This is a genomic window from Fusibacter sp. A1 (genome assembly GCF_004125825.1).
Classification (GTDB): Bacteria; Bacillota; Clostridia; order Peptostreptococcales; family Acidaminobacteraceae; genus QQWI01.
The window spans coordinates 67,260-89,991 of the sequence record NZ_QQWI01000001.1; the positions used below are offsets into that span (position 1 = coordinate 67,260).

Genomic DNA, 22,732 nt, shown 5'->3' on the forward strand with positions numbered 1-22,732 from the left:
ATAAGGTGGCTTCTTATTCGATTAGTATCATTACAAATGTGGACGCCCCAGAATAATACCTACCGGCATATGCCCTGATCGATACGGTATATTTGCCAGGTTCCCAGTCAGTCGTGTCGAATGAAATTGCAGTGCCCGTCGTTTTAAACGGTTTATCCTTTACAGAATGACTTGGCACATGCCAGATTTCAAGGAGGTAATACTCCGCACCTTCTGATGCCGTCCATGTCAGGTTCAGAGGCATCCCTCGCACGTGGTTGAGGAAGGACTCATTCGCTATGACAGGAACTTCAAGAACCCCTGCCATGTCTCTATCGGTCATAGGCTCCAAAACCCCGGTATCGAGCTCCCCTAAAGGGACAAACTCGTCTTCAATTTCAAGCGTTCCGTTTGAGGTAGGATTGAACAGCGTGATGGAAAAGACAAGAAGGATAGAAAGTACGATTCCAATCGCCTTGTTTCTTCGTCTTCTGATTTGCCTGTTCTCCGGTTCAATCGCCATCAGCCTGATCAGCTGCGCATAGGTCTCAGGAACGCTATGGGGTCTGTCCTTTGGGTCTTCCCTTGTGAGTGACTGTATGAACTCGGGCATCAATACCCCGGTGCGAATCAAAGACTTGTTATAGTAGCTGATCACCATGTTCAGGATAGAACCTACAGAATAGAGGTCGGACCATGGTCCGATACCCGACCCTTTTTCGATTTCAGGTGCGATGAACACTTCGTTTTCCATTAGCATGGTGGACTCTGAAAGTCCGGAAATGAGGTGGGTGATATTGAAATCACCGAGCAGGATCCTATCCGTCGTGATATAGATGTTCTCGGGTTTGATATTGCGGTGAACGATTCCCTTTTCGTGTAGGCTGTCCAGCAGGTCGAAAAGTTCTGTAGCAATCCAATTGACCTCGTTGTAGGTCAATTGGATACCCGCCTGCAGGCATTCCTTAAAGGTCGGATACTCCACATAAGGATAAATCAGGTACAAGGTGTTGTTCTCCTCAAAATGATCCAATATGCCGATCAGTTCGTCAGCGGCCAGGCGGTTGATCTGTTCAAGTGAAGTGATCTCCCTCAGATACCTGGTCTTGAGTTCCTGATAAGCGATTTGCCTGCTTGCTGAATTGTCTTTAAGAACCACATTTTTTGACCTATCTTTCCTGACAAAGTCCAGTTTGACGTGATTGTACATCAGGTAGTTCTGAGGAAAGAACTCTTTGATAATGATCTTTTCATCCGATTCCAAATTCAGACCGCAATAAAGCACGTGATGGCTGTTGATAAAGATAGTATCCATCACCTGATAAGACATATTTTTAAGCAGCGTACCCTTGAGCAAGCCGCTCTCAAATCGAATAGGTATCCTTGTCTGCCTGACGATCTGCACTAAGTCCTCTTTACTGAACATCCTCGCACCTTCTGTACCTATGATCCACCTAGACACTCGTGTTTAGCCTTATCTTATATATACCCCATCGGCATGGATTTTACCAAATTTGTCCTTCATAAAAAGACTAGGAAGACTGATTTTACACATAGTCTGTTGTTTTCAATTGGAATGGGGTATGTATAGACTTGAGACTTGAGATCAAAAAGGAGTATACGGATGGCTAAAGCACTTGAAAAACTCAATAACAAAATCGACTACCATCATCATTTACTTTTAAACAGCGTCAACACTTTCGAAAAAACGATTGTAGACGATGGTGGCATAGACCGGATTCTAGATCTTTTGTACCATTCCTTTATTTTTTTAGTTGTACACTTCAGATTTGAGGAACACACGATCAGTCTAGTCAATCTTAATTTGCTCTCAGAGCTTGAGACGGAACATCGGCGACTGCTGCTTGAACTTCCACCCATGGACAAGTGGGCCTTTATGGTTGCCAATCATTCAGCGGAGCTTCTAAGCATCCTTAACGAGGACTTCACCGTCACCCATTTCTTATGGGAGCGTAAGTTCTTTTCAGAACTGCCACGACTTGATTTCCCTTCGTCCAAGTACCCTACCTCAAGCGGTGTGATGATCATGCTCTACTTTGAATCCGCCTTGCTGATCAAGCTGATAGGCAGTGGCAACCTTTCTGAATATCATCAGTTGCTACGTCAGTTTACAAAAACCAGACTCAAAGGAAAAATCATTCCAAACGCCCAGCTAATCGTCGATCTAAGCGACTGGTCGTTCACTAAGGATGATTCGCACACACACAAGGAGAATCTGAAAGATCTGTTTCATATAGAAAACCTTAGACCCAACCTAATCATTACCCCGCTTTACAAGGAAAATTTCGTATTCAAGGAACTGCTCAATCCTACGGATGACATCATCACAAGCACGACTGAACTGATACACCTGATCGATACGAAAAACATTGAGATCGGCTTTCTTCAGGATGCGCTTGTGATAGGAAATTACAGCGACTACGAAACTTATTTCAGCGACTTTCTAGGTCTTTAAAAAGCAATCCTTCTCTTCTCAAGGTTGCTTTTTTTTGCGGCTTCAATGATTTTGATGACATTGTAGCCGTCAACGCCTTTAACAATGAGTTCTTCTGATGAAGTCACAGCACGGTGGATATTATCATAAAACAGCCTGTAATCACCAACCTCGCTTTTTACAATTTCCTCATGTCCGATCGTCCTATACACTCCCCATTGACTTTCAGGCTCTATTCCCCAAGGCTCCTGATTGCCGCTACGAAGCTCAGGTTCTTGAACATCAAGGCCGTATTTGATGAAGGACCCTTCTGTTCCAAGAAGTAAAAATCTAGGCAGACTCGCATGGACTAAGGATCCCGATTTCAAAGTCACCTTCAAAGAGTCATAATACAAGATCACCTCAAACTGGTCCTCCACACTGCCGCCCCTCTGGTTCGTAAAATCCGCATACACTTCATTAGGAAGACCAAACAGGGATAGTGCCTGATCGATCAGATGAGATCCAAGGTCGAACAAAATTCCTGACCCGGGGAGCGCCTCTTCTTTCCAGGCATTTAACTTGATTTCCGGTCTGAAACGGTCAAAATGGGATTCAAACTCGACCAGTCGACCAAAGGCGTTTTTTTCAATCAGCTTCTTAACTGTTCTAAAATCACTGTCAAACCGTCTATTGTGATAAACCGAGAGCAAAAGCCCCATTTTTTCACTGATGCTTATCAGCTCGGCGGCTTCTTTCACATCCACTGTAAAAGGCTTCTCGATGACGACATGTTTGCCGCTTTGTAAAGCCTGCCTCGCAAGGTCGAAGTGCGTTGTGTTGGGCGTCGAGATGACGACCACATCGATTGTGGGATCTTCGAACACCGCTGACGCTGAGTCAACGACCTCGACATCCTTTATATCCGCAACAGCCTCTCTCTTTTTCTCTTCGTTTGTCGTCACGATTTTTTTGATAAGATACCCGCTTGTTTTTCTGATGACCGCTCCATGAAATATTCTTCCTGAGAGCCCATATCCGATGATTCCCACATTTAAGATCTTCATATCCCAACTACCTCCTGTTTTTTTAGTTGAATATAGTCTATCATACTTGGAATATTTATAAACAAGGAGATTGTTCTTGATTTTGGGGTATAACAAAATAGGAGGTGATCATATGGCCGATGTCAATTTAGGAGTATATCGGGACGTTTATAATAAAATGCTTCAATTTATAGGAATTCTGGATTGTGAAGGACGCATGCTCGACGCGAATGAGAACTCTTTGAAGTTCATCAACTGCGCCCTTGAGGATGTCATCGGCGAGTATTTCTGGCTTACTCCATGGTGGGCACATAGCCCGGACTTACAAAAAAACTTGAAAGATGCGATAGAAGTCGCCAAAAATGGCACAATCTCGCGATTTGAAGCCTATCACATGGACGAAACCGGAAAACGGCTTTATGTCGATTTTTCGATCACTCCTGTTTTTAACAACATAGGAACCATTGAGTATCTCATTCCAGAAGGTCGCGATGTGAGCTCTATCAAGCTTGTATCTGCCGCACTGGAACGTAGCGAGAAGCGGTATAGGGATTTGTTCGACAAAAGTCCCGATGCGTCGATGATCATCAGAAACGGAAAGATCATCGAATGTAACGACATCACCATCAAAACCCTCTTGCTGGGCAGCAAATCCGAACTCTATGAAATGCATCCGTCACAGATATCACCCCAGTTTCAACCGGATGGCAAATCGTCTTTGGAAAAGGCCAACGAAATGATGGCTACAGCCTTTATCAACGGCAATCATAGGTTCGAATGGGTGCATCAACGCTCTGACAAAACCACCTTTTATGTCGAAGTCATCCTGACCGCGCTCGAAGTCGACGAGAATCGAGCCCTCTATGCAGTCTGGCGTGATATTTCCGCATTCAAAAAAGTCGAGAAGGACCTCAAGGCAAGCGAAGCCAAATACAAGGCGCTCTCTGAAGATCTTGAGAAAATCATCGCTGAAAGAACTCGGGCGCTTGAGGGCTCGATGAAAGCCTTGATCGCCACTCAGAACGATTTGCTCGAATCAAAAAAAATGGCGTCCCTTGGCGAGCTGGTCGCGGGAATCTCCCACGAAATCAATACGCCTATAGGGGTCAGTATCACAGGTATCACCTTTATCACCAGAATCATCGACGAACTGGTGACCGGATATCAGACCAAATCACTTACAAAAGCCAGGTTTGATCTGCTTCTTGAAGATTTGAAATCCGCCTCAGACGGGGTGCACCGAAATCTATTCAACGCGTCCAATCTGATCCAGTCCTTCAAAGATGTCGCCGTAGACAGGACCAATGACCAGATTCGCTCCTTCTCACTTCAAAAGTATACCGATGAAGTAATCAGCAGCTTAAGGAACGAGCTCAAAAAGCATAACTGCGCCGTGCAAGTATCCATCGATCCTCAACTGAGTATCAGAACGTTCCCGGGGGCGCTTGCGCATATACTGACCAATCTGATAGTCAACTCCATCATTCATGGATTAAGCGCGACAACCGAGCCTAAGATAACCATTGAAGCGGCTGAGGATAAGGGCGGTATCCGGATCGTTTACAAAGATAACGGATGCGGTATCGATGCCTTCACAGCAGAGCGAATCTTCGATCCATTCTATACCACTAAACGCGGAGAAGGCAGTTCCGGACTCGGTATGAGCATTGTCTATAACCTGGTCGTTCAAAAAATGCATGGCCTGATCAAAGTCATTCCACATCCTGATGAAGGCTTCCACATAGAGATCAGGATCAAAAACATCACTGAATAAACTAAAAGGTACGGCAAGGATAGCTTGTTCATAATCTATCCTTGCCGTACCTTTTTATCTGATCAATACTTTTCAATCATCTCATGTCCGCGCCACCATACATAGCCTATCAGGACCGCGCACAGCACCAGCGAAAGCGGTATGCTGAACATGGCAAGATGGATACCCAACAAGTCGGCGATATAGCCTATGAAGAGCCCTATAAGCATATTCACACCGGATGACAGGGTGATGATAAGTCCCGCAGCCTGAGTCACGCTGTCTTTAAAGTAATCCTTGATGGCCAATATGACAGTCGGATAAGTGATGGAAAAGAAAATGCCCGAAACCGCGATCAGCCACATACCGTTCAGTCCGGCAAGTAGACCTGCTGTATAGATTACGCTCGCAATCGACACCGAGATGACGACACTCTTCAAATAACCTATTTTATCCGCTGCGAATCCTCCTACCAACCGACCGAGTGAAAATATCATGAAGAAGGCGGCAGTATAATTGGCGGCGGCGTTTTCGTTGATCTTGAAGGTGTTTATCGCATAGTTGACAAGCCAGTTCGCGGTCTGAATCTCAGCAGCGATATAAAGCCCTAGACCGATAGACAGGATCCAGATCACAGATTTCTGCCCCTTGCTGAACTTGACATTCACCTTTTTACTTACATCCTCCTCAGGAAGATGGGTGAGGGCTGTGATGACCATCAAAAGCGCGAAGAACAGTAAAATTGCCAGATAGATGCTTTTGAACTGCCATCCCACCGTAAGCAGGTATCCAGCGGACTTTTGGGTGAATGTAGCTCCCAAACCATATAGAAAATGGACACTGTTCATCAGAACGGCGTGATTCTTCACCTTCAAAGTAGGAATTGTCGTGTTGATGGAAAGACCCACTAGGGCTATCCCTATGTTCATAAGGACCATTCCAGTAAAGAACCAGATCACATGACTGGTGAGAACCAATGTGATTATACCGCACATTACAATACCGGCACCTGCTAGAAGCACCTTTTTCTGGTTGAACCTCTTGATGGCATAGCCGCCGATATAGCTCCCTGCCATGTAAGCAAGCGAACTAGCTAGGAGCATCCATCCTATCATTGTATTTTGAATATGAAAAGCAGTTTTAAAACTGGGGACAAAAACCCCTCTTACATTGTCGAGCATCGCCATCGAGAACATCGCTACAAAAACCAGTGCTATCATTCGTTTAGTAAGTTTCATCGTTATACCTATCCTTTTTAGTCAATCGTCATGATTATACATTAAAACACAAGGATTTGACATTAAATATTTTTCATATCGAATCAAAGCGTTTGGATCTTCATCAGTAATAAGTCGAGTAAAAATCAGATGGCAAATGCATATAATTGGGTATAACTGAAAAAACGACAAGTTAAGCGAGGTAACCTATGACTTTTAGACTACGAATAACCCTTGCTATGATCGCTACTTCTGTAATCATCATCCTGACAATCGGTTGGGTCGCAATCTATCTATCAAAAGATACTATCGAACATAGAACGCAGGAATTTCTGTCCACTGCGCTGGTTAATCATGCTACAGATATAAACCAGCTGATTCTGGCTGCAGAAAAGGCGGCTGACAGCATCACGGATGAGGTGCTAATTACAATGGACCCATACCGCTTCAAAACAGACGAAGAATACAGACAGCGTTACCTCAAAAACATAGAAAGCGCCGTGCGGCTCTCTGCAGAAATCACGACTTCACATTCTACTTTTGCGATTTTCATAACCGATGATCAAAGCTATACCATTTGGTATGCCGACAAAAACAAAGACGGTCTACCTGAACGGATCATCACTGAGGACCTTTTGGACCGAATCGCTGTGCCTGAGCTTGTCCTTTTCAACTGGACCGATAACGAGAAGCAGTGGATGATCACCGACTACACGGCAGACTATTTCACCGTTGTAAAACCACTTATCATAGGAGATACCCTCGTGGGTTTCACCGGAGGCGATGTTTCCAACGACCATATTAAGATCCTCCTCAGAAAAGTGACGTTTATCAATTCCAGCAAGTCTTGGGTGCAGCTCCATGACGGAACTTTGGTATCCTATCCCAAAGGCGCTCCCTCGGCATACCGAATAGACACTGGGAGCATCTCCTCACTGGACACCGCTCTACCCGACTTTTACAAGATGCAGACCTTGCTCGTAGGAGCGTTGGGCCTTTCAAACGATTGGCAGCTGATCATGACTGTGGAACTGGACGACGTCTATCGGGGCCTAAGCCGGATCTATTACATCATCAGCGTCATCATGGTCGTCGCACTTGTTCTATCAGTCGTCACATCGACAATTGTCGCTAGACGGATCGCCGAGCCTTATAGCTATCTGGCTTCCGCCATAGAATTCGTCGGGACAGAAAAGCCTGATGTTCACATCGACGACAGATACATCAAACGAGTCGATGAAGCCGGAACCTTGTCTAGAGCGATCGACAGCCTGCTGAAAAGACAAAGGGAAAACTATGATACCATAAGGTCCATCAATCTTGACCTTGAGCAAAAGATCGAAGAAAGAACCAGACAGCTTGTCCGTTCAAACAAACAGCTGGAAAAAGCCTTGAATGAGACCCACGACAAGCAGGATGCCCTGATAAAGACCAATGCTAAACTGGAAGCGTCACTTAAAGAAATCGTGAAGACGAAGCAGCAGCTGATATCAAGTGAGAAAATCGCTTCGCTGACCCATGTGCTTATCGGATTCTCACATAATATGAATACTCCACTTGGAAACGCCCTGACACTGATTACCTTTTTGCAAAAAAAAGGCAAGCAGATTAAAAGTGAATATGATCAAGGAACCTTATCACGCAAGATGCTTATGGAGTTCATCGACGATTTGAACGAATCCACGGCGCTCATACTGAAAAATATCAACGATACAAAAAACTATGTGTGCAGGTTTGAGGAGCTCTCGACTTCACGAGCGCTCCCCATCAGCGAAAGCGCCAACCTGAAAGAGCTTATCTATAGGCAGTTCGAGGCTGTAAAACAAAGGCACAGCACGCAAACCTGCTCGATCACCGTCGAGTCCGATGCTGATCTGGACAGGACTTTCGATACCGGTTCTTTCGAAAAACTGGTTTACGAGCTGATAGAGAATTCCTTCACCCATGGCTTTGATTCGATTTTACATCCTATGATCGCCTTTTCGATCACAGAAGATGCCAGTGATCCCTCTTACCTCACCATCAAGTATAAGGACAATGGCGTAGGCGTGCCTATCGATAAAATAAGCAATTTGTTCACACCGCTTTATACCACAAAGCTCACAACACATGACGGTCTAGGGCTAAACATGTTGCACAATATTGTGACTCAGGCGTTTGACGGCACCATTGAAGTGGATGTCAGTAGGGAATACGGATTAAGTTATCTGATAAGACTGAATCTCGACCCTACACATAGAAAGGAAAATGAAAATGAACACAAAAAAGATTAAGCTATTCTCATTGTCTTTGGCATTGGCTTTACTGATAAGCAGCTGTCAGGCAGGACCTCCGGATACCCTTGACAAGGAAGACAACGGTGACACTCTCAGGTTCATGCTGCTTGAAGAACCTAAAGAACTTGATCCGACAGAAGCTAATGAAAGTTATGCAAGCCCTGTAATCTATCACACCTTCGAACCGCTCCTAGTGATCGATCAGAACGGCGACCTGATCCCAGCAGCTGCAAGCTCTTGGGAAGTGACCGACAACAACAGAACCTTCACCTTCACCATTCGCAAAGAAGCGAAGTGGAGCGACGGCACTGCTCTCACCGCTTATGACTTTGCCAGTACCTACTTGAGAATACTGTCTCCAGAAAGTCCTACGCAAAACAGCGGTCTGCTGTCACCTTATATCTTAGGAGCGACTGAATACATGGCAGGAAACCTCGATGCCGCCGATTTGGGTATCAAGGCTCTCGACAACCATACCCTAGAGCTTAAGACGACCTCCCCCACCCCATACTTTCTACAGGTGCTTGCCTTCTCGAATCTTTCTCCTGTCAGAGTCGACATCGTCACCGAAAACGGTGAGCAGTGGGATCAGTCAGCGCAAAGCTATATCGGAAACGGCGCGTTTTATATGTCCACTTATGATTTTGGGAAGAAAATCGTACTTAAGAAGAACCCTAACTACTGGAACGCTGATTCAGTAAGGCTTGAAAGCATCATCTTCAGCTTTAGGCAGCAAGGTCAAGACCCCATTGACGCCTTTCTGGAGGATACCATCGACGGAATCTATGAACTGACCGCGAACGAACTGAGAATACATCCTGAACTCGAACCTGACGTCTATACCCATATCGCCCCAAGCACCTCCTTTATTGTGATCAACCACGACCGACTGCTTTTAAAAAACAGCGACTTTAGAAGGGCGATCGAAATGGCGATCGATAGAAAGAAAATTGTCGATCAGGTGATACTTGGAGCAGGCATCCCCAGCAAGTACCTCGTGCCGCTTACCTATACCATAAACGCGGAGCCCTTCCACGATTTTACAGAACTTGATAAGGCGCCCGATTATCAGGCTGCAAAACTCATCATCGACGATTTGAAAGCAAGAAACCTGATTACTGACAAGCCGCTTCGGATTTTCGCCATGGATTCAGGTCCTGACGCGGATGTGGCAAATGAGATCGCACATGACCTGGAAACTAAGCTCGGGCTAGCTGTCGAAGTCTCCACGTATCCATGGGCGGAACTATTCTCCAAGTCGATGGCAGGCGAGTACGACCTGATCATGCTGGGATTCGGTGGTGATTATCCGCATCCGATGACTTTCCTAAGCAACTTCATCGAAGATGGAATCCTTACTGACATCCTCAATTGGCACAATCCGGAGTTTGACCTCCTATTGTCCGAAACGCTTCAGACCACAGATGAAAAAATTGCCCTTGAACAGTTCAGAGCACTAGAAGCGATGATCCTTGATGACCATCACATCATCAACCTCTATCACAGAAAAAAAGTGAATCTGATGTCCAGCAGGATCAAAGGATGGTACAGGAACAGCATCTCCATGTATGTTTTCACACACGCATATATAGAATAAAAAAAGAAAGGCTATCAAATATCTGATAGCCTTTTTTAGCGATGGACTGCAAACTGATTCTTTCCGTTTCGTTTAGCTTCATAAAGTGCGTCATCCGCTCTTCTGTAAAGAGCTTGAACCGAATCCACGGGTCTTCTGATCGATATTCCGGCACTTATGGTCACATGAATCGGCATGGTTTCATAAAACACCTCTTCAAAAGCCACCGCGTCAAGTATGGACTGGACACGATCGAGAATGATGTCGTGAGGCATATCGAGAAACAGCACCGCAAACTCCTCACCGCCGATACGGCCCAAAAGGTCGTCACTCCTCAGCTGCCGTCTGATACGGTCAATGATCGCTATCAGAATATGGTCTCCTGCCAAGTGCCCGTATTTGTCATTGATCACTTTGAAATTGTCAAAATCAATGAGAACGAAGCAGATTCCATCGCCAGAGTGGTCCGGACTCGCCATGGTGTTTTCAAGCAGTTCAAAGAAGGTTCTCCTATTGGCGACCCCTGTGAGGGTATCCCGTGTGGCCTGATTGATCAATAAGTTGTTTTGATTCAGTTTTTTTGTGATGTCGATGATGGTTCCTTCATAGTAGAGAACCTGGTTGTCTTTGTAAATACAGTGGACATTCAGTTCGGTCCAGATGACAGTGCCGTCCATCCTGACCATCTGGGAGTAATAATCCTTTAAGAATCCCTTATCGTAAAGATCCTTTTTAAATCGTACCTGGTCCTCGGTGGTGATAAAGGGATACTTGCTCTGATGCGTCTGTTCCGCTCTGAATTCCTTGACCGACATACATCCGAAGATGTCTAGAAAAAGTTGATTTCCATAGATGATTCCTACTTCAGACGCCTTGAAGATACCGATCGGCAAGGTATCCAGCAAAATCTTCAGACGCTGCTCATTTTCAGCGATTTCTTCAAATGTCTCTTTCAGAGTCTTCGAGCGTTCCTGCACCAGTTCTTCAAGCTTTTCCGTATAGTGCTCGATTTTTTCGTTCATCTCCCTGATGTTTTTGGCAAGTGCCTCGAATTCGTCATTACCCATAAACAAAGGGTCCATAAATCCCTTTCCATCTGTGATGGATACCACCGTCTGGTTCAATAGCTCGATCGGATGGATGATGTTATTTTGGATGAAGGACTTCATGATGATCAAGATGATCGAAAGAACGAATAAGCCGACGATCATCACAGGAAACAACTTGGGCCGTGCGCTGATGGACGATGTGTCATAAAAGGTGACGATATGCCATCCGACTTCTGTTATCGGGGCTAGAGTCACCCTATCATACAGCTTGTCATTGATGTCGACGGTGATGATCTCATCCGGTGACTTAAGATAGTCCCGTATGCTCTCCTTGGCTTTGATGTCTTGTATCTGAGAAAATATCGTATACTCGAAAGGTGCCACTTCCTCAAAGCTGTCCTCGTAGATGTCATCGTACTCCTTTGACAGCTGAATCGCGCCACTGCCGTCTATGAGAACTGACTTGATCCCTTCGGATGACTCGGCATAAACCTTGTTGATTAGCGAATCGAGTGTCATTCCTGTTCCTACGATTCCAATCGGGTTCTCCCTATCATAGACGACCGCATTGACCCAAATTCGAACTACACCTAAAAACCTATCGGTGTCCACATTCAGATCATAGGTTTTGACCCTACCGATCGTGTTGAAATACCATTGATCGTCGTCCAGCCTTTGATTTAGGGTCCCCATCGGTTTTTCAGGAAATCCCTCCTCCTGATCCGCTACATAAAAATGCTTGCTCTTATCGACAGCAACAAATAAGTTCTTGCTCCTCATGATATCTTTTACAAAACTGAACTGTGCGAATGCCTTGTTTTTCTTGTCACTATTGTTTTCATCCAACAGCCATTCCTTAACTGCGATATTCTTAGCAAGCATCACGGAAAGGTCTACTTCTCTCTCAATTTCAGTGGACACCGCATGGGTGGTTTCTTTCGCACTGCTTAAAATCAACCTTTCAGTAGCGTTATTTGAAAGTAGATGATTCATAGAAGTAAAGCCTATGAGCATGAGCACGGTGATAAGCGTCAGTATACCGCCAATAAATAGATTGAATTTCTTTTTTATACTTTTCAAGACCCCACCACCTTAAAAAACCTTCATCTTAAACTCTATTTTGCCCCGTCAAAATATGCGTTGACAGCGTCGACAAACCCTTCTGTGAAACCCATATAGGTCTGTCCGAATCCTACTTTACCGTTAAATGACGCCTTCAGTCCTCCGTACTTGGCCCCAATCTGAGGCTTGCCTCCCACACTGATGCTGAAGGGACCTTCTTTAATACCAAAATTATTTTTCATTCCAAGAACAAATTTTCGTGCATCCTCGATAATCTTATCATAATCATCCTCAATGAGCGACATGGCCGATACTGCCCATATCGAAGAACTGACACCTACAAAGCCGCCTACAAAGTATTGCCCCGCATCCTTCACGGTTCCGGTGATCGCACGCTCCACCATCGCACCATGCTCTAGGGTGTCTATCATACCTATCGCCTCATAGGATGACGGGTCGATCTCAATCCAGGCCCATCGGTCCAGCCCCTTTATCCTTGACGGCCTATTGGGCATCAGATAGTATTTGTTTTCCTCGGTCATGTGTGTAATCACATGTTCAGGAACTCCGGCAAGTGTCATTTCCTGCGTATCTATTCCGTTAAGATATGGAGGCATGACAATCATGTCGGTACTTGTCGGAACCGATCCGATTATTTCGAAGGCTCCATATCCAGTCGATCCGAGCGCGTAGCTTTCTAAAAATGTCTGCTGCAGTCCGCTCATCAGATTGAAAGCATGGACTTGAGCCGTTTCGCCGCTATGGAGATCATTCATCGTCTGCAGCAGATCGATGGAGGTTTCCATCACCGCACCATCCACAGGTGCTTTTGCGCTGATCAGAATAACCCTTTCCCTATCGGTTCTTCCAGCGATGACAGCCAACTCATCTGAGAGTCTAGCTTCTTCAGCGGATTGATTTGCGATAAATTTGTAAAGTATTTCACGGGTATGCCACCTTATGGACGTAAAGTCATCTGGAATCGCCTGTGCATCTGATTTTCTGTAGTTTGCCTCAGCCTCCCATTCAGTTATGCTTTGAAGATGGATATCCGGCTGGTTGATTCCCAGTGTCAGGAAGTAGTGCTCAAGCGTCCTACTCTTGTCTATCGCTATATACTTGTAGTGCTCCTTCAGGTCGCTGCCGATACGTAGCTCGATACCTACCGGCTCGTATTCTCTTTTGAGAAGCCTTGATGTTCCTTCTACGATCTGTCCGTTCTTATTGATAAGCGTCCTATAGCCGGATCCCATATCACTGAAACCGATATCAATCGCATCTACGCTTAGGGAGTCAAGCTCAAAGGATTCTGAGAATACTTCAACGCGCTCAATCGCTTCCTCACTGTCCGTTTCACCAGCTAGCGCATCGGAGAAATCAGAGAGGTGATCTTCTCTCCCGGCAATCAGACTTTTGGCATGTATGCTTATGGTGACGCTAACCGTATCCGAACCTTCGACGATCGTCTGATCCTTACTTAAATAGCATAGTCCCTTAAGCGCTTTTATATCTTCCACAAATGGTAGGACCAAGAGCTTGGTGACACCATCTTCTACATACTGAATGGCTGGGAGCTCGTCGACATAACGCTCCCATCCGGCGAACTCATCAAGTGCGGCTCTTCCTTTTTCAGTCAGCTTCACCACTTTTCGCTTTGGTTGATACCCATTTTTTGACAGAAGCATGAGGGCGAGTCCGGCATAGTCCTGCTCGGTCGCAAAGCCCTGCGTAAGTGTGGCTTCGGGCGAATAGAGATACGTATAGGGCTCAAGATACCTGTTGCTTGGTACATATCGCAACCCCTTGAGGAGCATGAGCATTTCACTCTCCGTCTTTGTTTTTTCAATAATCATGCTGCCATAAAGCGTGATGGAAGGTACGGGAACCTGTAGCATTTCAGTAGCGCTCGACTCGGTTACGGCCTGTGAGGGTTCCACCTCAAGCTCCAGCTGGGTCGCTTCGTGTGCTTGTATTTTCGCTAAAACACGTTCAGACAGTTCAATGGAGTAACTTTCGTCCCTATTGGGCTGGGTTCCTTTTACGCACAAGTAAGTAGCTACATCACCGGTTGCGATTGTCATATCCAGCACGTCAGCAAAAATCGTGCCGATGCTAAGACTCTCCTTTACCATTCCTGACAGGTCATAGACAAGGATGCCGCGTCTGTGCGTGCCGTCATAAACGACCGATTCCTCATTTAATGCCAATATCAGCTCCTCCGACTGATAGGACAGATAGGCATTGGACGGATCACCATATTGGTTCAGTCCGCTAATCGTCAGTATCTCCTCGATTCCACCTGTTGAAAATCCATCCTCATAATCCTCAATGCTGACCTCGAACACCAGCTGGTCAGGACCGATATCCTCGTTGTAGCCGTCGGTGATTGTGGCACTGAGTATGTTGAATCTGAAATCCGCCACTCCATCCTGGTCTGCGTCCCCTTCAAAGGAGACGACTGCGGATAATGGTTCTCCAGAACTCAAGGGGGCCTTCGTCATGATTCTAATATCCTCACCGTAAAGCTCGATAAATAAATTTGATTTCAAATCGGTCAATCCGCTTGGTATCTCAAACAACCATTTCGCCATATTCTCACTTCCAGGCGCAATCATCCTTTGACTGTAGTTTCCAAACGGTATCATGGCGGTCTTTGGATGGACAGGCACATAATAGGCTCCATTTGCGGTCTCCAGTTCAAGAGAAACCCGCTCTGAAGGATTGATGTCAAGCAGCGCCTGCCTGTTTGAGGTGAAGCTTCCAGTTACCTCACGTAGTGTGAGACCCCTTATGCTCTCTCCCTCCTCTGCTATCACAGGCTGATCAGAAACCTTGGCGATTTGAATGCTAAAGGTATCTGACAAATGCTCGCCTGCGACTTTTGAAAGCGATTCGACTTCTAGCTCAGATGGGACCATTTTGCCGATGATCGGTAAATGAATGTGGCCATAGGTCACGTCATAAAAGTGCAGTGACATCGTGCTTACCGATTCCTCAGGGATCATGAAAACAAGGATGCCCTCTTTTGTCTTGGCTCCTTCAATCCTTATGCTGACATCGCCAGGCTTTGGAAGACTCGCATTTGTCAGGTAGGTAGCGCTTGATGCGGGGTAAGTCCCAAGCCCGTTTACTTCTAGGAAAAAGTGGTTCTTAAAATCAGGTATCATGTAGTCAGGTATCATCATGACCTCTTCGACAGGATCAGGTCCGCTCACATAAGAGGATGGATGGTTTGAACCGTCTGGATAGACGGTCACAAGCTGCTCCTTGAACACATTTTCAACCGACAGATCCACCGCGACAAACTGATACCCGCTAGGAGGGCTAAGACCGTCAAGCCTGCTCAAATAGTAGATGTCCTTCGCAGAAATCTCCATGGCCTCACTCGACTTATTCTTGCCAACAGACATCCTGCCGGTGACGATCGTTTGGTCTTTGGGGATGGAACGGCCCGATATCAACTTCGCGGTCTCTTTGTCATATTGACTTAGACGCCCTATGTTCTGCTCTTTGATCACCCCGATATCGCTCGCATCACCGCTTGTTTTTAGCGGTGACAGTTGAACAAGCTTAAAGGATCCGAAGGTTTCATGATTGCCGTACTCATCTTCCTTTTCAATTTCCATACTTACCTGGCTCAATTTCGAATCCGGTAAGTTTTTCACCTTATCGAACAACTCATCCATTGAAGCTTTCAGCACATCGGGATCATCTGTCAATACATAAGATCCCTCAGTGGCTCCGGCTACGTATTCAAAATCCTCCTCGACGTCCACATCGCTTCCAAATCCGACCCATAGCGTCCTTACGCTTTCATCTTTGAGCTCTTTTACAAATTCCATCAGACTCTCATCCTTGGAATCCAGAGCCTCATCTGTGATAAACACCATCATCTTCTTGGTTGACGGGTAATCCTTAAGGCTCAGTATTCCACCATTTATGGCAGTCGGTATGTTTGTGGGACCTCCAGGTGTAAGGCTGTCGATTCCCATCATCAGTTTGACTTTGTCAGAGGTCAGACTTTGAACGTAATAAGTGCTGCTGTCAAATCCCATAATTTGCACTCGGTAAGTATCCGGTAGCGACAAGACATAAGATTTAAGCAGTTCCTTCATGTTATGGATTCTCTGCCCGAATCCTTCGTCAACCTCTTCCATCGAACCCGACGTGTCGATCATGAAGGTCACAATCGGCGTATCGCCAATACTCGCCGCAGTCGGCCTCTTATAGCTTAGTTTGTAGGTGTGGCTTAGCCTTTCATCGATCGCATCAAACACCTGAATCAGAGCGGACTGGTCCGCGGCGCTGAAATACTTGCCTAAACTGTTTTTTGCAATCAGTTTGAGCGCCGTATGGTCTGGATTCTCTCCATATCCGATGCTGTAGACAGGGATATTCGAAGCAGGTAGCAAGGAAAGCACCTCATCAAGCGTCAGCGATAATTCCTTTAAATCATTCTCACCATCCGTAAACAGCACGATAATCGGTCTTGAGGCACCTTGCAGCTTCTCTATCGATTGCTTGAGGGCTTCATAGAGTGCTGTATCTCCACCAACAGTCAGCTTATCGATATTGACAGTCGCATCCTTCACACTGGTACCGCTTATCATTTTAACCGTCGAATCGAAGTCAACCACTTGCACTTTCGAATCTTCAGGGAGACCTTTCACAAACTCTTTTGCAGACTGTAACACACCACTCAGCTGCCCCTTCATCGAACCCGATGAGTCGATCAGCAAGAAGATATCGGGTGCTGTAAGCACACGCCTGAGGTCCATGATTTCAACCGGAACTCCACCCTCGTATACATTGGTGTTGGCAATCTCCGGTTCGATAGAAGCAGTAGTGCTGTCAAGCAGCGTAAACTCATATTCCACTGCCATGCTGTCTTCCACAAATTTGCTCATTTCTATGCCTCGGGCATCGATAGCCTCACCGCTTGCGCTTATCGCCGATGAGACGCCATAGGGCACATCCACAAGCGTCACAAGACCCGAGCTGACACTTACGCCTCTCACACAATAATTTGAGATGATTTCACCGTTAACAGGCGAAAGATAGACATCCCACAGTCCGGATGGCAGATAGATCATAAAGTCGCCATCTGGTGTGACATCCATTTTCAAATCGTCTACATGGTAGTCGGGATGCAAAAGATATGCGCTTTCATCACTGGATTTCACACTGACGCTCGATACATGGGACGCGCTGACTTTAATCGCTCCCAGATCTTCTCCATATAGATTTCCATCGCGTTTTAGAAGGTCTGTCAGTTTTATTTCAAGCTCTCCTGCCGATGCGGATGAATCCCAGTCAAGCTGGCACTGTACGATTTCTGTTTCAGGGGGCAAATCCGTTACCGAATAGCTGTCACCGAGACTGTCCTCAAAGTAGTATCCTTTGTTATATTCCCTTAGGTACTCTCCATTTTGAGCTTTGACACTCACGTACATCGCAACACCGAATTGGTTTGAGTTGAAATCGAATGACAACTTTTTCATGCGGCTCTCGTCGCCCAGGTAAGAGAAATAGAAAGGCGACTCCGTATTTTCAAGGTCGATCACAATCCTCTCCTCAACAGGAAGCAGATTTTCCCTAACCGTGATCAGATGATGCTCTTCATCCGACGTATGGGCTGTAGCCCACCAGATATCACCGAACTCATCCATTATGCTGAAGGTGATCTGCCCTTCATAAATACCGTAATCCGTACCCTTCTTACTCTTTATATAATAGGACAGGTCATCGATAAACTGTCTGTTCTGCTCGTCTGTCAAATCGTCTTTAAAGGGGATGTCAAGGTAAAAGAGGTCGCCATAGATCGTGCGGCTCACCACTTCAAAATCCGAGTTCAAGTAATCGACTTCCAAATAGCTCGTACCTTCTGAACCGATATGGCTATATGCGTCCTCACTTCCCATGGGATTGATCGCGGGCATCGTCTGCGACCATTCCAGTCGAGGAGTATCCTCAAATAACCAGACCTGCTCAAGTTGACTTTCCCTCAAAGAGAATCCCTCTGATCGGTCGGGTTCAACCAGTCCGGTTTTGTCTTGTACCTCTTCGTTTTTTTGCTCCCTACCCGTGTCATCTCCTGTGCCTTCTTCTGAACCTGTATTTTTACAGGCGACTATATTGATCACAAGTACGATCACTAGTACCAGTGCCATAATTTTACGTAAATGCATCATAGAATTACCTCCTTCAAACCAAGTTGGATCCATATTTCACATTTACCCGAAAGATACAAGGGCATTCAAGATAAAATGAATCCGAATTCCTCATTATGCGACCGAAAACGCTAAAAATGGGGCCAACCGCCACTTTAGTGTGATAAATTTCTCATTTGTGGTATACATAATAATATAAGGAGGTAATCATATGAAAGCATGGCAGGGAGAAGCTGATATCATGGCACCGATAGATAAAGTCTGGCACATCATAGATGGCAATGAAGAAACACTTAGAAAACTAGACCCCCATATCATCTCCAGCAAGACCTTATGTAAAACACCTGAAGTGATAGGTTCAAAATATGATCAGGTTTATCGCGATGGCAATAAAGAGCTGCACTGTACCGTAACGGTCATCGACTACGATCAGTCCGATGGTCTGATACGCTTCACCGTCGAATTCACCCTTGGCGATATGTACGATATCACCGAAGGCTATGAACTTAGACAAATCGACGAAAACACGACCCATATCATCTACAGGACCACCAATCAACCGATCGGGCTTAAGGCGAAGATGTTGATGAAGCTCATGAAAAACGAAGGCGTCGTCGAGCAGCATATAAGAATAATCAAGCAGTTGGCGGAAGCTAAGCAACATTGACCATAACAAAAACGGTCGCCCATATATCGGGCGACCGTTTATTATTATGTTATCTTCTTGAGTTCTTATCCAGATACATACGCTCATCGGCAGCGTTAAGTAGAACCGTCTTATTCAGTTCATGATTGTGACTGCTTGAGATTCCAAAGCTGAAACTACCGGAAAACACGTTTTCTCCGTCTGTGATTTTCAGCGACTCAAATTCATTTCTCATCGTTAAAATGCGTTCCATAAGCCTATCGACCGAGCTCTCGTTGAACAAACCCACGAACTCATCGCCTCCGATTCTTGAAAACGCATCCGCTTCACGGTAAAAATCTTTTAGCATGCTGGTGAATGTCTTGATATACTTATCCCCGGCGGAGTGTCCATAGAGATCGTTTACTACTTTGAGCCCATCCAGATCATATAGTACCACCAGTAGGGTCATGCCGTTTCTCTTGACCAGATGAAGCCTATCGTCAAACACGTGATCAAAATAACTACGGTTCATCAGACCGGTCAGTCCATCATATCTTGAAAGAGAAAGTGTCTCGAGATAGAGACTCAACAGACGATGAAGCAGTGGCAGCTCGTCACGTATGAAGTTTGCCACCGATGCGTCTCTTTTATTAAAGCAGCCTTTTGTAAAACCATCAAAAGTAAATACCCACTTCAGCTCGTCATCGATGTCGACAGGTACCACAATAGTGGATTCAATACTCCTGTTCAAATCGGAGGAAATTACCTTCGGATAACCTAAGTCTTCCAGCTGCCGTATGTTGTCTATGATGTGCGCTTGTTTGAGTTTGACTCCAGACTCATCCCATACGAAACTCTCCTCGAGCTTGATTTGAAATTGATCGATCTCGTCATTGTCAAATCCATAATGCGCCTTAATTCGCATCCCTCCGTTTTTATCCACTTCGAGAACCGTACTTTGATCACAAGCACTGAAGATGGATGTCAGTTCCACAAGCAGCGCTTTGATCAGATCATCGATGGATCTGAATTCCATCAGGTTGTGGTTCAGGTTTAAAAACACATCCTTGACTTGATGGAGCATCTTGATTTCTTTTTCCATCGCCTTTTTATCGGTGATGTCCTGCATGATTCCCACGAGGCCTTCGACTTCATCCTCTGAATCGAGGTGTACGGCCTTATTGAAAATCACATCTCTGATTGTCTGGTCAGCATAGGCGACACTTGCTTCATATACCTGTTGTCCCCTAGAAGTCATCAGATCCAGGTCCGCCTGATGGTAGATGTCGGCCAGATGCTTAGGGGCTATGTCGTAGACGGTCTTATCGATGATCTCTTCCCTAGCTCTTCCTAGGTATTCGACAAAGGCCGCATTGCAGTATTTATAAACGCCGAATCTATCTTTATAGAAAATCGGATTAGGCAAAACCTCCAATAGGGATCTCATAAAGTTAAGATTGGTGGCCAACAAGGCATTGTTATGATGATCCCTGGTGACGTCCAGCCCTATACCGATAAACTTTAAAGTTGTGCATGATTTACTAGAAAAAAGTTTACCGCTTAAGCGAACCCACAAATGCTTGTCCTGAGGTAGATTGATTCTATAATCACATTGCCTGATCAGCTGATTGCTGATTGCATGTTTCAGTTCTAGTTCAAATAAGGCTCTTGATTCGTGGTGAATCACGTGATCGACAAGGTAGTCCAAGGAGTTGTCAAAAGCGGACAGGTCCAAAGAGAGAATTGCTGCAAGCTCCTCTGATATCTCTACTTTATCGGTATTCAGATCCCAGCTCCACATTCCCATCCTTACAAGCTCCATCGTTGACTTCAACTGATATTCAACCAGCTGTTTTTCTTCAAGCGATTTTTGGAGCTTGATGCAACGATCACAGTATTTCTCATTACATCCCAACTTTTTCATATCATCAGTCCTCTCTTATCAATCATTATACTAAAGAAAACCGTCATTTTATTAAAATTTGATCATTTCCTCTTTTATCCATGCTACCACGAACTGTGCTTGTTTCCTAGGAAGGATGATTTATCTGCTAAAAAAGCTGCCTCCGAATTCAAATAGATTCAGGGCAGCTCGTAGTCATAGTGTCAAGACGTTCGATTTATTATTTTCAGCATATTCGATAATGAAATCATGGTTGGAAAGATCCGCCTTCAGCACGCAGCTGAATCCGTCTTTTGACCATGATAAGCGGAGTTCATTCTCATGCTCTGTAGGCAAAAGGCAAAACTCACCATCAAACGCTTCAAAGTCGTTTCTGAATCTCATCAGTTTGAACAAGCTCTGTACAACCGGCCTTTCGACTTCTTCTGAGATTTCATCAAGACTGTAGTTGTGCCTGTTGATGTCCCGCCCGTTTTTAGTGGATTCAAGCAATTCGATATCGTTCTTTCCACAAAGCGCACCCACATAATAGACCTGGGGAATTCCAGGAGTGAAAAACTGGATGGCTCTTGCGAGCAAGTAAGCCTTATCGTCATCGCCTAGCGCGGAGTAATAAGTGCAGTTGAGCTGATAGATGTCCAAATTGTTGTAGGCTGTCGTATTATAGATCCTCTTCACATTGGCACCTTTTGAAAACAGAGCTTCCTTTGTGAAGTTGATCTCATCATCGTCCATCAGATCCTTAACATCGACAACACCGATACCGTCATGGGTGTCGAGTGTGGTAAACTGGTTTCTTGGCGAAATCTTAATCCAGTCTATAAGCCTATTAGCCTTGCCGGAATAGAGTGCGTGAAGCACAAGCATAGGGAGTGCGAAATCATAAACATAATATCCGTGGTCCGCAATTCTCTTTTGAATCGAGTAGTGTTCATGGATTTCAGGTAAAAGCTCCACTTGCTTCTGATTCAAAATCTCTTTGATTTCAGCTAGAATATCCCATGTGTCGGGCTCGACAAAAAAGCAGTTGGTGTTCTGTTTCTTTGTGACATAGGCAAAAGCGTCCGCCCGTATGATCTTTGCTCCGTTGTCGCATAAAAACTCCAAATTCTCTTTAATGAATTTTTTGGTCACTGCTTTGCGGATATCAAGATCCACCTGCTCCTCATCGAATGTCGTCCACACCTTATCGGTCGTGCCGTCTTCAAATTCGACCACTTGAGCGGGTTCTTTCGGTTTTCTCTTGTAGATGAGGTCGATCTGCTCCTGTGTCGCAAGTCCATTTTCCCAAAAATCAGAAAACTTGATGAAGAGGTCATAATAGGGAGAAGCTTCCTTGTTTTTAATGAAATCCTTGAAGTACTCGCTTGATCTGGAGATATGGTTGATCATAAAATCATACATCAGCTCATATTCGTCGCCCAGTCTCTTTAGGTCATCAAAACTTCCATAGACCGGATCGACACTCCGGTAACTCATGGGAGCGAATCCGCGATCGGCGCTCGAAGGATAGAAGGGGAGAATGTGGATTCCCCCAAACAATCCCTTCAAATCCGTATTAAGCGCCTTTTCCAAGTCTTTTAAATCCTTACCTATCGAATTGGGATAGGTAATCAACATCACTTTGTTTTTCATAAAA

Annotated in this window: 12 protein-coding genes; 5 read left to right on the forward strand and 7 right to left on the reverse strand. The window is 45.3% G+C overall.

Annotation, left to right across the window (positions count from 1 at the left end; translation table 11 throughout):
* Positions 1 to 13: 13 nt before the first annotated feature.
* Positions 14 to 1,405, reverse strand: a complete 1,392-nt coding sequence (locus DWB64_RS00335) for a protein kinase (protein WP_129486182.1) — start codon at positions 1,403 to 1,405, stop codon at positions 14 to 16.
* Between the two features lie 198 nt (positions 1,406 to 1,603).
* Here DWB64_RS00335 and DWB64_RS00340 point away from each other — a divergent pair, with 198 nt between their 5' ends.
* Positions 1,604 to 2,455, forward strand: a complete 852-nt coding sequence (locus DWB64_RS00340; protein ID WP_129486183.1) for a hypothetical protein — start codon at positions 1,604 to 1,606, stop codon at positions 2,453 to 2,455.
* On the opposite strand, the gene DWB64_RS00345 is transcribed toward DWB64_RS00340, so the two are convergent.
* Positions 2,452 to 3,480 carry a Gfo/Idh/MocA family oxidoreductase gene (locus DWB64_RS00345; RefSeq protein ID WP_129486184.1) on the reverse strand — a complete coding sequence of 343 codons (1,029 nt, stop codon included), beginning with the start codon at positions 3,478 to 3,480 and terminating at the stop codon, positions 2,452 to 2,454. The genes DWB64_RS00340 and DWB64_RS00345 overlap by 4 nt on opposite strands.
* Positions 3,481 to 3,592: 112 nt before the next feature.
* Between DWB64_RS00345 and DWB64_RS00350 the strand changes: the two genes are divergently transcribed.
* Positions 3,593 to 5,233, forward strand: a complete 1,641-nt coding sequence (locus DWB64_RS00350) for a PAS domain-containing sensor histidine kinase (protein ID WP_129486185.1) — start codon at positions 3,593 to 3,595, stop codon at positions 5,231 to 5,233.
* A gap of 62 nt (positions 5,234 to 5,295) precedes the next feature.
* On the opposite strand, the gene DWB64_RS00355 is transcribed toward DWB64_RS00350, so the two are convergent.
* Positions 5,296 to 6,450: a sugar MFS transporter gene (locus DWB64_RS00355; protein WP_129486186.1), complete on the reverse strand. Its 1,155-nt coding sequence runs from the start codon at positions 6,448 to 6,450 to the stop codon at positions 5,296 to 5,298.
* A gap of 188 nt (positions 6,451 to 6,638) precedes the next feature.
* On the opposite strand from DWB64_RS00355, the gene DWB64_RS00360 reads away from it, so the two are divergent.
* Both DWB64_RS00360 and DWB64_RS00365 read left to right on the forward strand, forming a co-directional pair.
* Positions 6,639 to 8,702: an ATP-binding protein gene (locus DWB64_RS00360; protein WP_129486187.1), complete on the forward strand. Its 2,064-nt coding sequence runs from the start codon at positions 6,639 to 6,641 to the stop codon at positions 8,700 to 8,702.
* Positions 8,683 to 10,302, forward strand: a complete 1,620-nt coding sequence (locus DWB64_RS00365; RefSeq protein ID WP_164980140.1) for a peptide ABC transporter substrate-binding protein — start codon at positions 8,683 to 8,685, stop codon at positions 10,300 to 10,302. The genes DWB64_RS00360 and DWB64_RS00365 overlap by 20 nt, the downstream gene beginning before the upstream one ends.
* A gap of 35 nt (positions 10,303 to 10,337) precedes the next feature.
* Here DWB64_RS00365 and DWB64_RS00370 read toward each other — a convergent pair whose 3' ends face one another.
* Both DWB64_RS00370 and DWB64_RS00375 read right to left on the reverse strand, forming a co-directional pair.
* The gene (locus DWB64_RS00370) at positions 10,338 to 12,410 is read right to left on the reverse strand and encodes a diguanylate cyclase (protein WP_129486189.1); all 2,073 of its coding nucleotides are present in this window, start codon (positions 12,408 to 12,410) and stop codon (positions 10,338 to 10,340) included.
* 35 nt (positions 12,411 to 12,445) lie between these two features.
* The gene (locus DWB64_RS00375; protein WP_164980141.1) at positions 12,446 to 18,583 is read right to left on the reverse strand and encodes a VWA domain-containing protein; all 6,138 of its coding nucleotides are present in this window, start codon (positions 18,581 to 18,583) and stop codon (positions 12,446 to 12,448) included.
* 190 nt (positions 18,584 to 18,773) lie between these two features.
* On the opposite strand from DWB64_RS00375, the gene DWB64_RS00380 reads away from it, so the two are divergent.
* On the forward strand, positions 18,774 to 19,229 hold the full coding sequence (locus DWB64_RS00380; RefSeq protein ID WP_129486191.1) for an SRPBCC family protein: 456 nt from the start codon (positions 18,774 to 18,776) through the stop codon (positions 19,227 to 19,229).
* Between the two features lie 49 nt (positions 19,230 to 19,278).
* Here the strand turns inward: DWB64_RS00380 and DWB64_RS00385 are convergent, their stop codons facing one another.
* Together DWB64_RS00385 and gtfA are read right to left on the reverse strand one after the other, a co-directional pair.
* Positions 19,279 to 21,114: a sensor domain-containing diguanylate cyclase gene (locus DWB64_RS00385; RefSeq protein ID WP_129486192.1), complete on the reverse strand. Its 1,836-nt coding sequence runs from the start codon at positions 21,112 to 21,114 to the stop codon at positions 19,279 to 19,281.
* 174 nt (positions 21,115 to 21,288) lie between these two features.
* Positions 21,289 to 22,728, reverse strand: coding sequence for a sucrose phosphorylase (gene gtfA / locus DWB64_RS00390; RefSeq protein WP_129486193.1), 1,440 nt, complete (start codon positions 22,726 to 22,728; stop codon positions 21,289 to 21,291).
* Between the last annotated feature and the right edge of the window lie 4 nt (positions 22,729 to 22,732).

What these genes read in the sequence shown, in the direction of transcription:
- DWB64_RS00385 (WP_129486192.1), bottom strand. Translation starts at nt 21,114, where the DNA reads ATGAAAAAGTTGGGATGTAATGAGAAATACTGTGATCGTTGCATCAAG.
- DWB64_RS00340 (WP_129486183.1), top strand. Translation starts at nt 1,604, where the DNA reads ATGGCTAAAGCACTTGAAAAACTCAATAACAAAATCGACTACCATCAT.
- DWB64_RS00335 (WP_129486182.1), bottom strand. Translation starts at nt 1,405, where the DNA reads ATGTTCAGTAAAGAGGACTTAGTGCAGATCGTCAGGCAGACAAGGATA.
- DWB64_RS00375 (WP_164980141.1), bottom strand. Translation starts at nt 18,583, where the DNA reads ATGATGCATTTACGTAAAATTATGGCACTGGTACTAGTGATCGTACTT.
- DWB64_RS00360 (WP_129486187.1), top strand. Translation starts at nt 6,639, where the DNA reads ATGACTTTTAGACTACGAATAACCCTTGCTATGATCGCTACTTCTGTA.
- DWB64_RS00355 (WP_129486186.1), bottom strand. Translation starts at nt 6,450, where the DNA reads ATGAAACTTACTAAACGAATGATAGCACTGGTTTTTGTAGCGATGTTC.
- DWB64_RS00345 (WP_129486184.1), bottom strand. Translation starts at nt 3,480, where the DNA reads ATGAAGATCTTAAATGTGGGAATCATCGGATATGGGCTCTCAGGAAGA.
- DWB64_RS00350 (WP_129486185.1), top strand. Translation starts at nt 3,593, where the DNA reads ATGGCCGATGTCAATTTAGGAGTATATCGGGACGTTTATAATAAAATG.
- DWB64_RS00380 (WP_129486191.1), top strand. Translation starts at nt 18,774, where the DNA reads ATGAAAGCATGGCAGGGAGAAGCTGATATCATGGCACCGATAGATAAA.
- DWB64_RS00365 (WP_164980140.1), top strand. Translation starts at nt 8,683, where the DNA reads ATGAACACAAAAAAGATTAAGCTATTCTCATTGTCTTTGGCATTGGCT.
- gtfA (WP_129486193.1), bottom strand. Translation starts at nt 22,728, where the DNA reads ATGAAAAACAAAGTGATGTTGATTACCTATCCCAATTCGATAGGTAAG.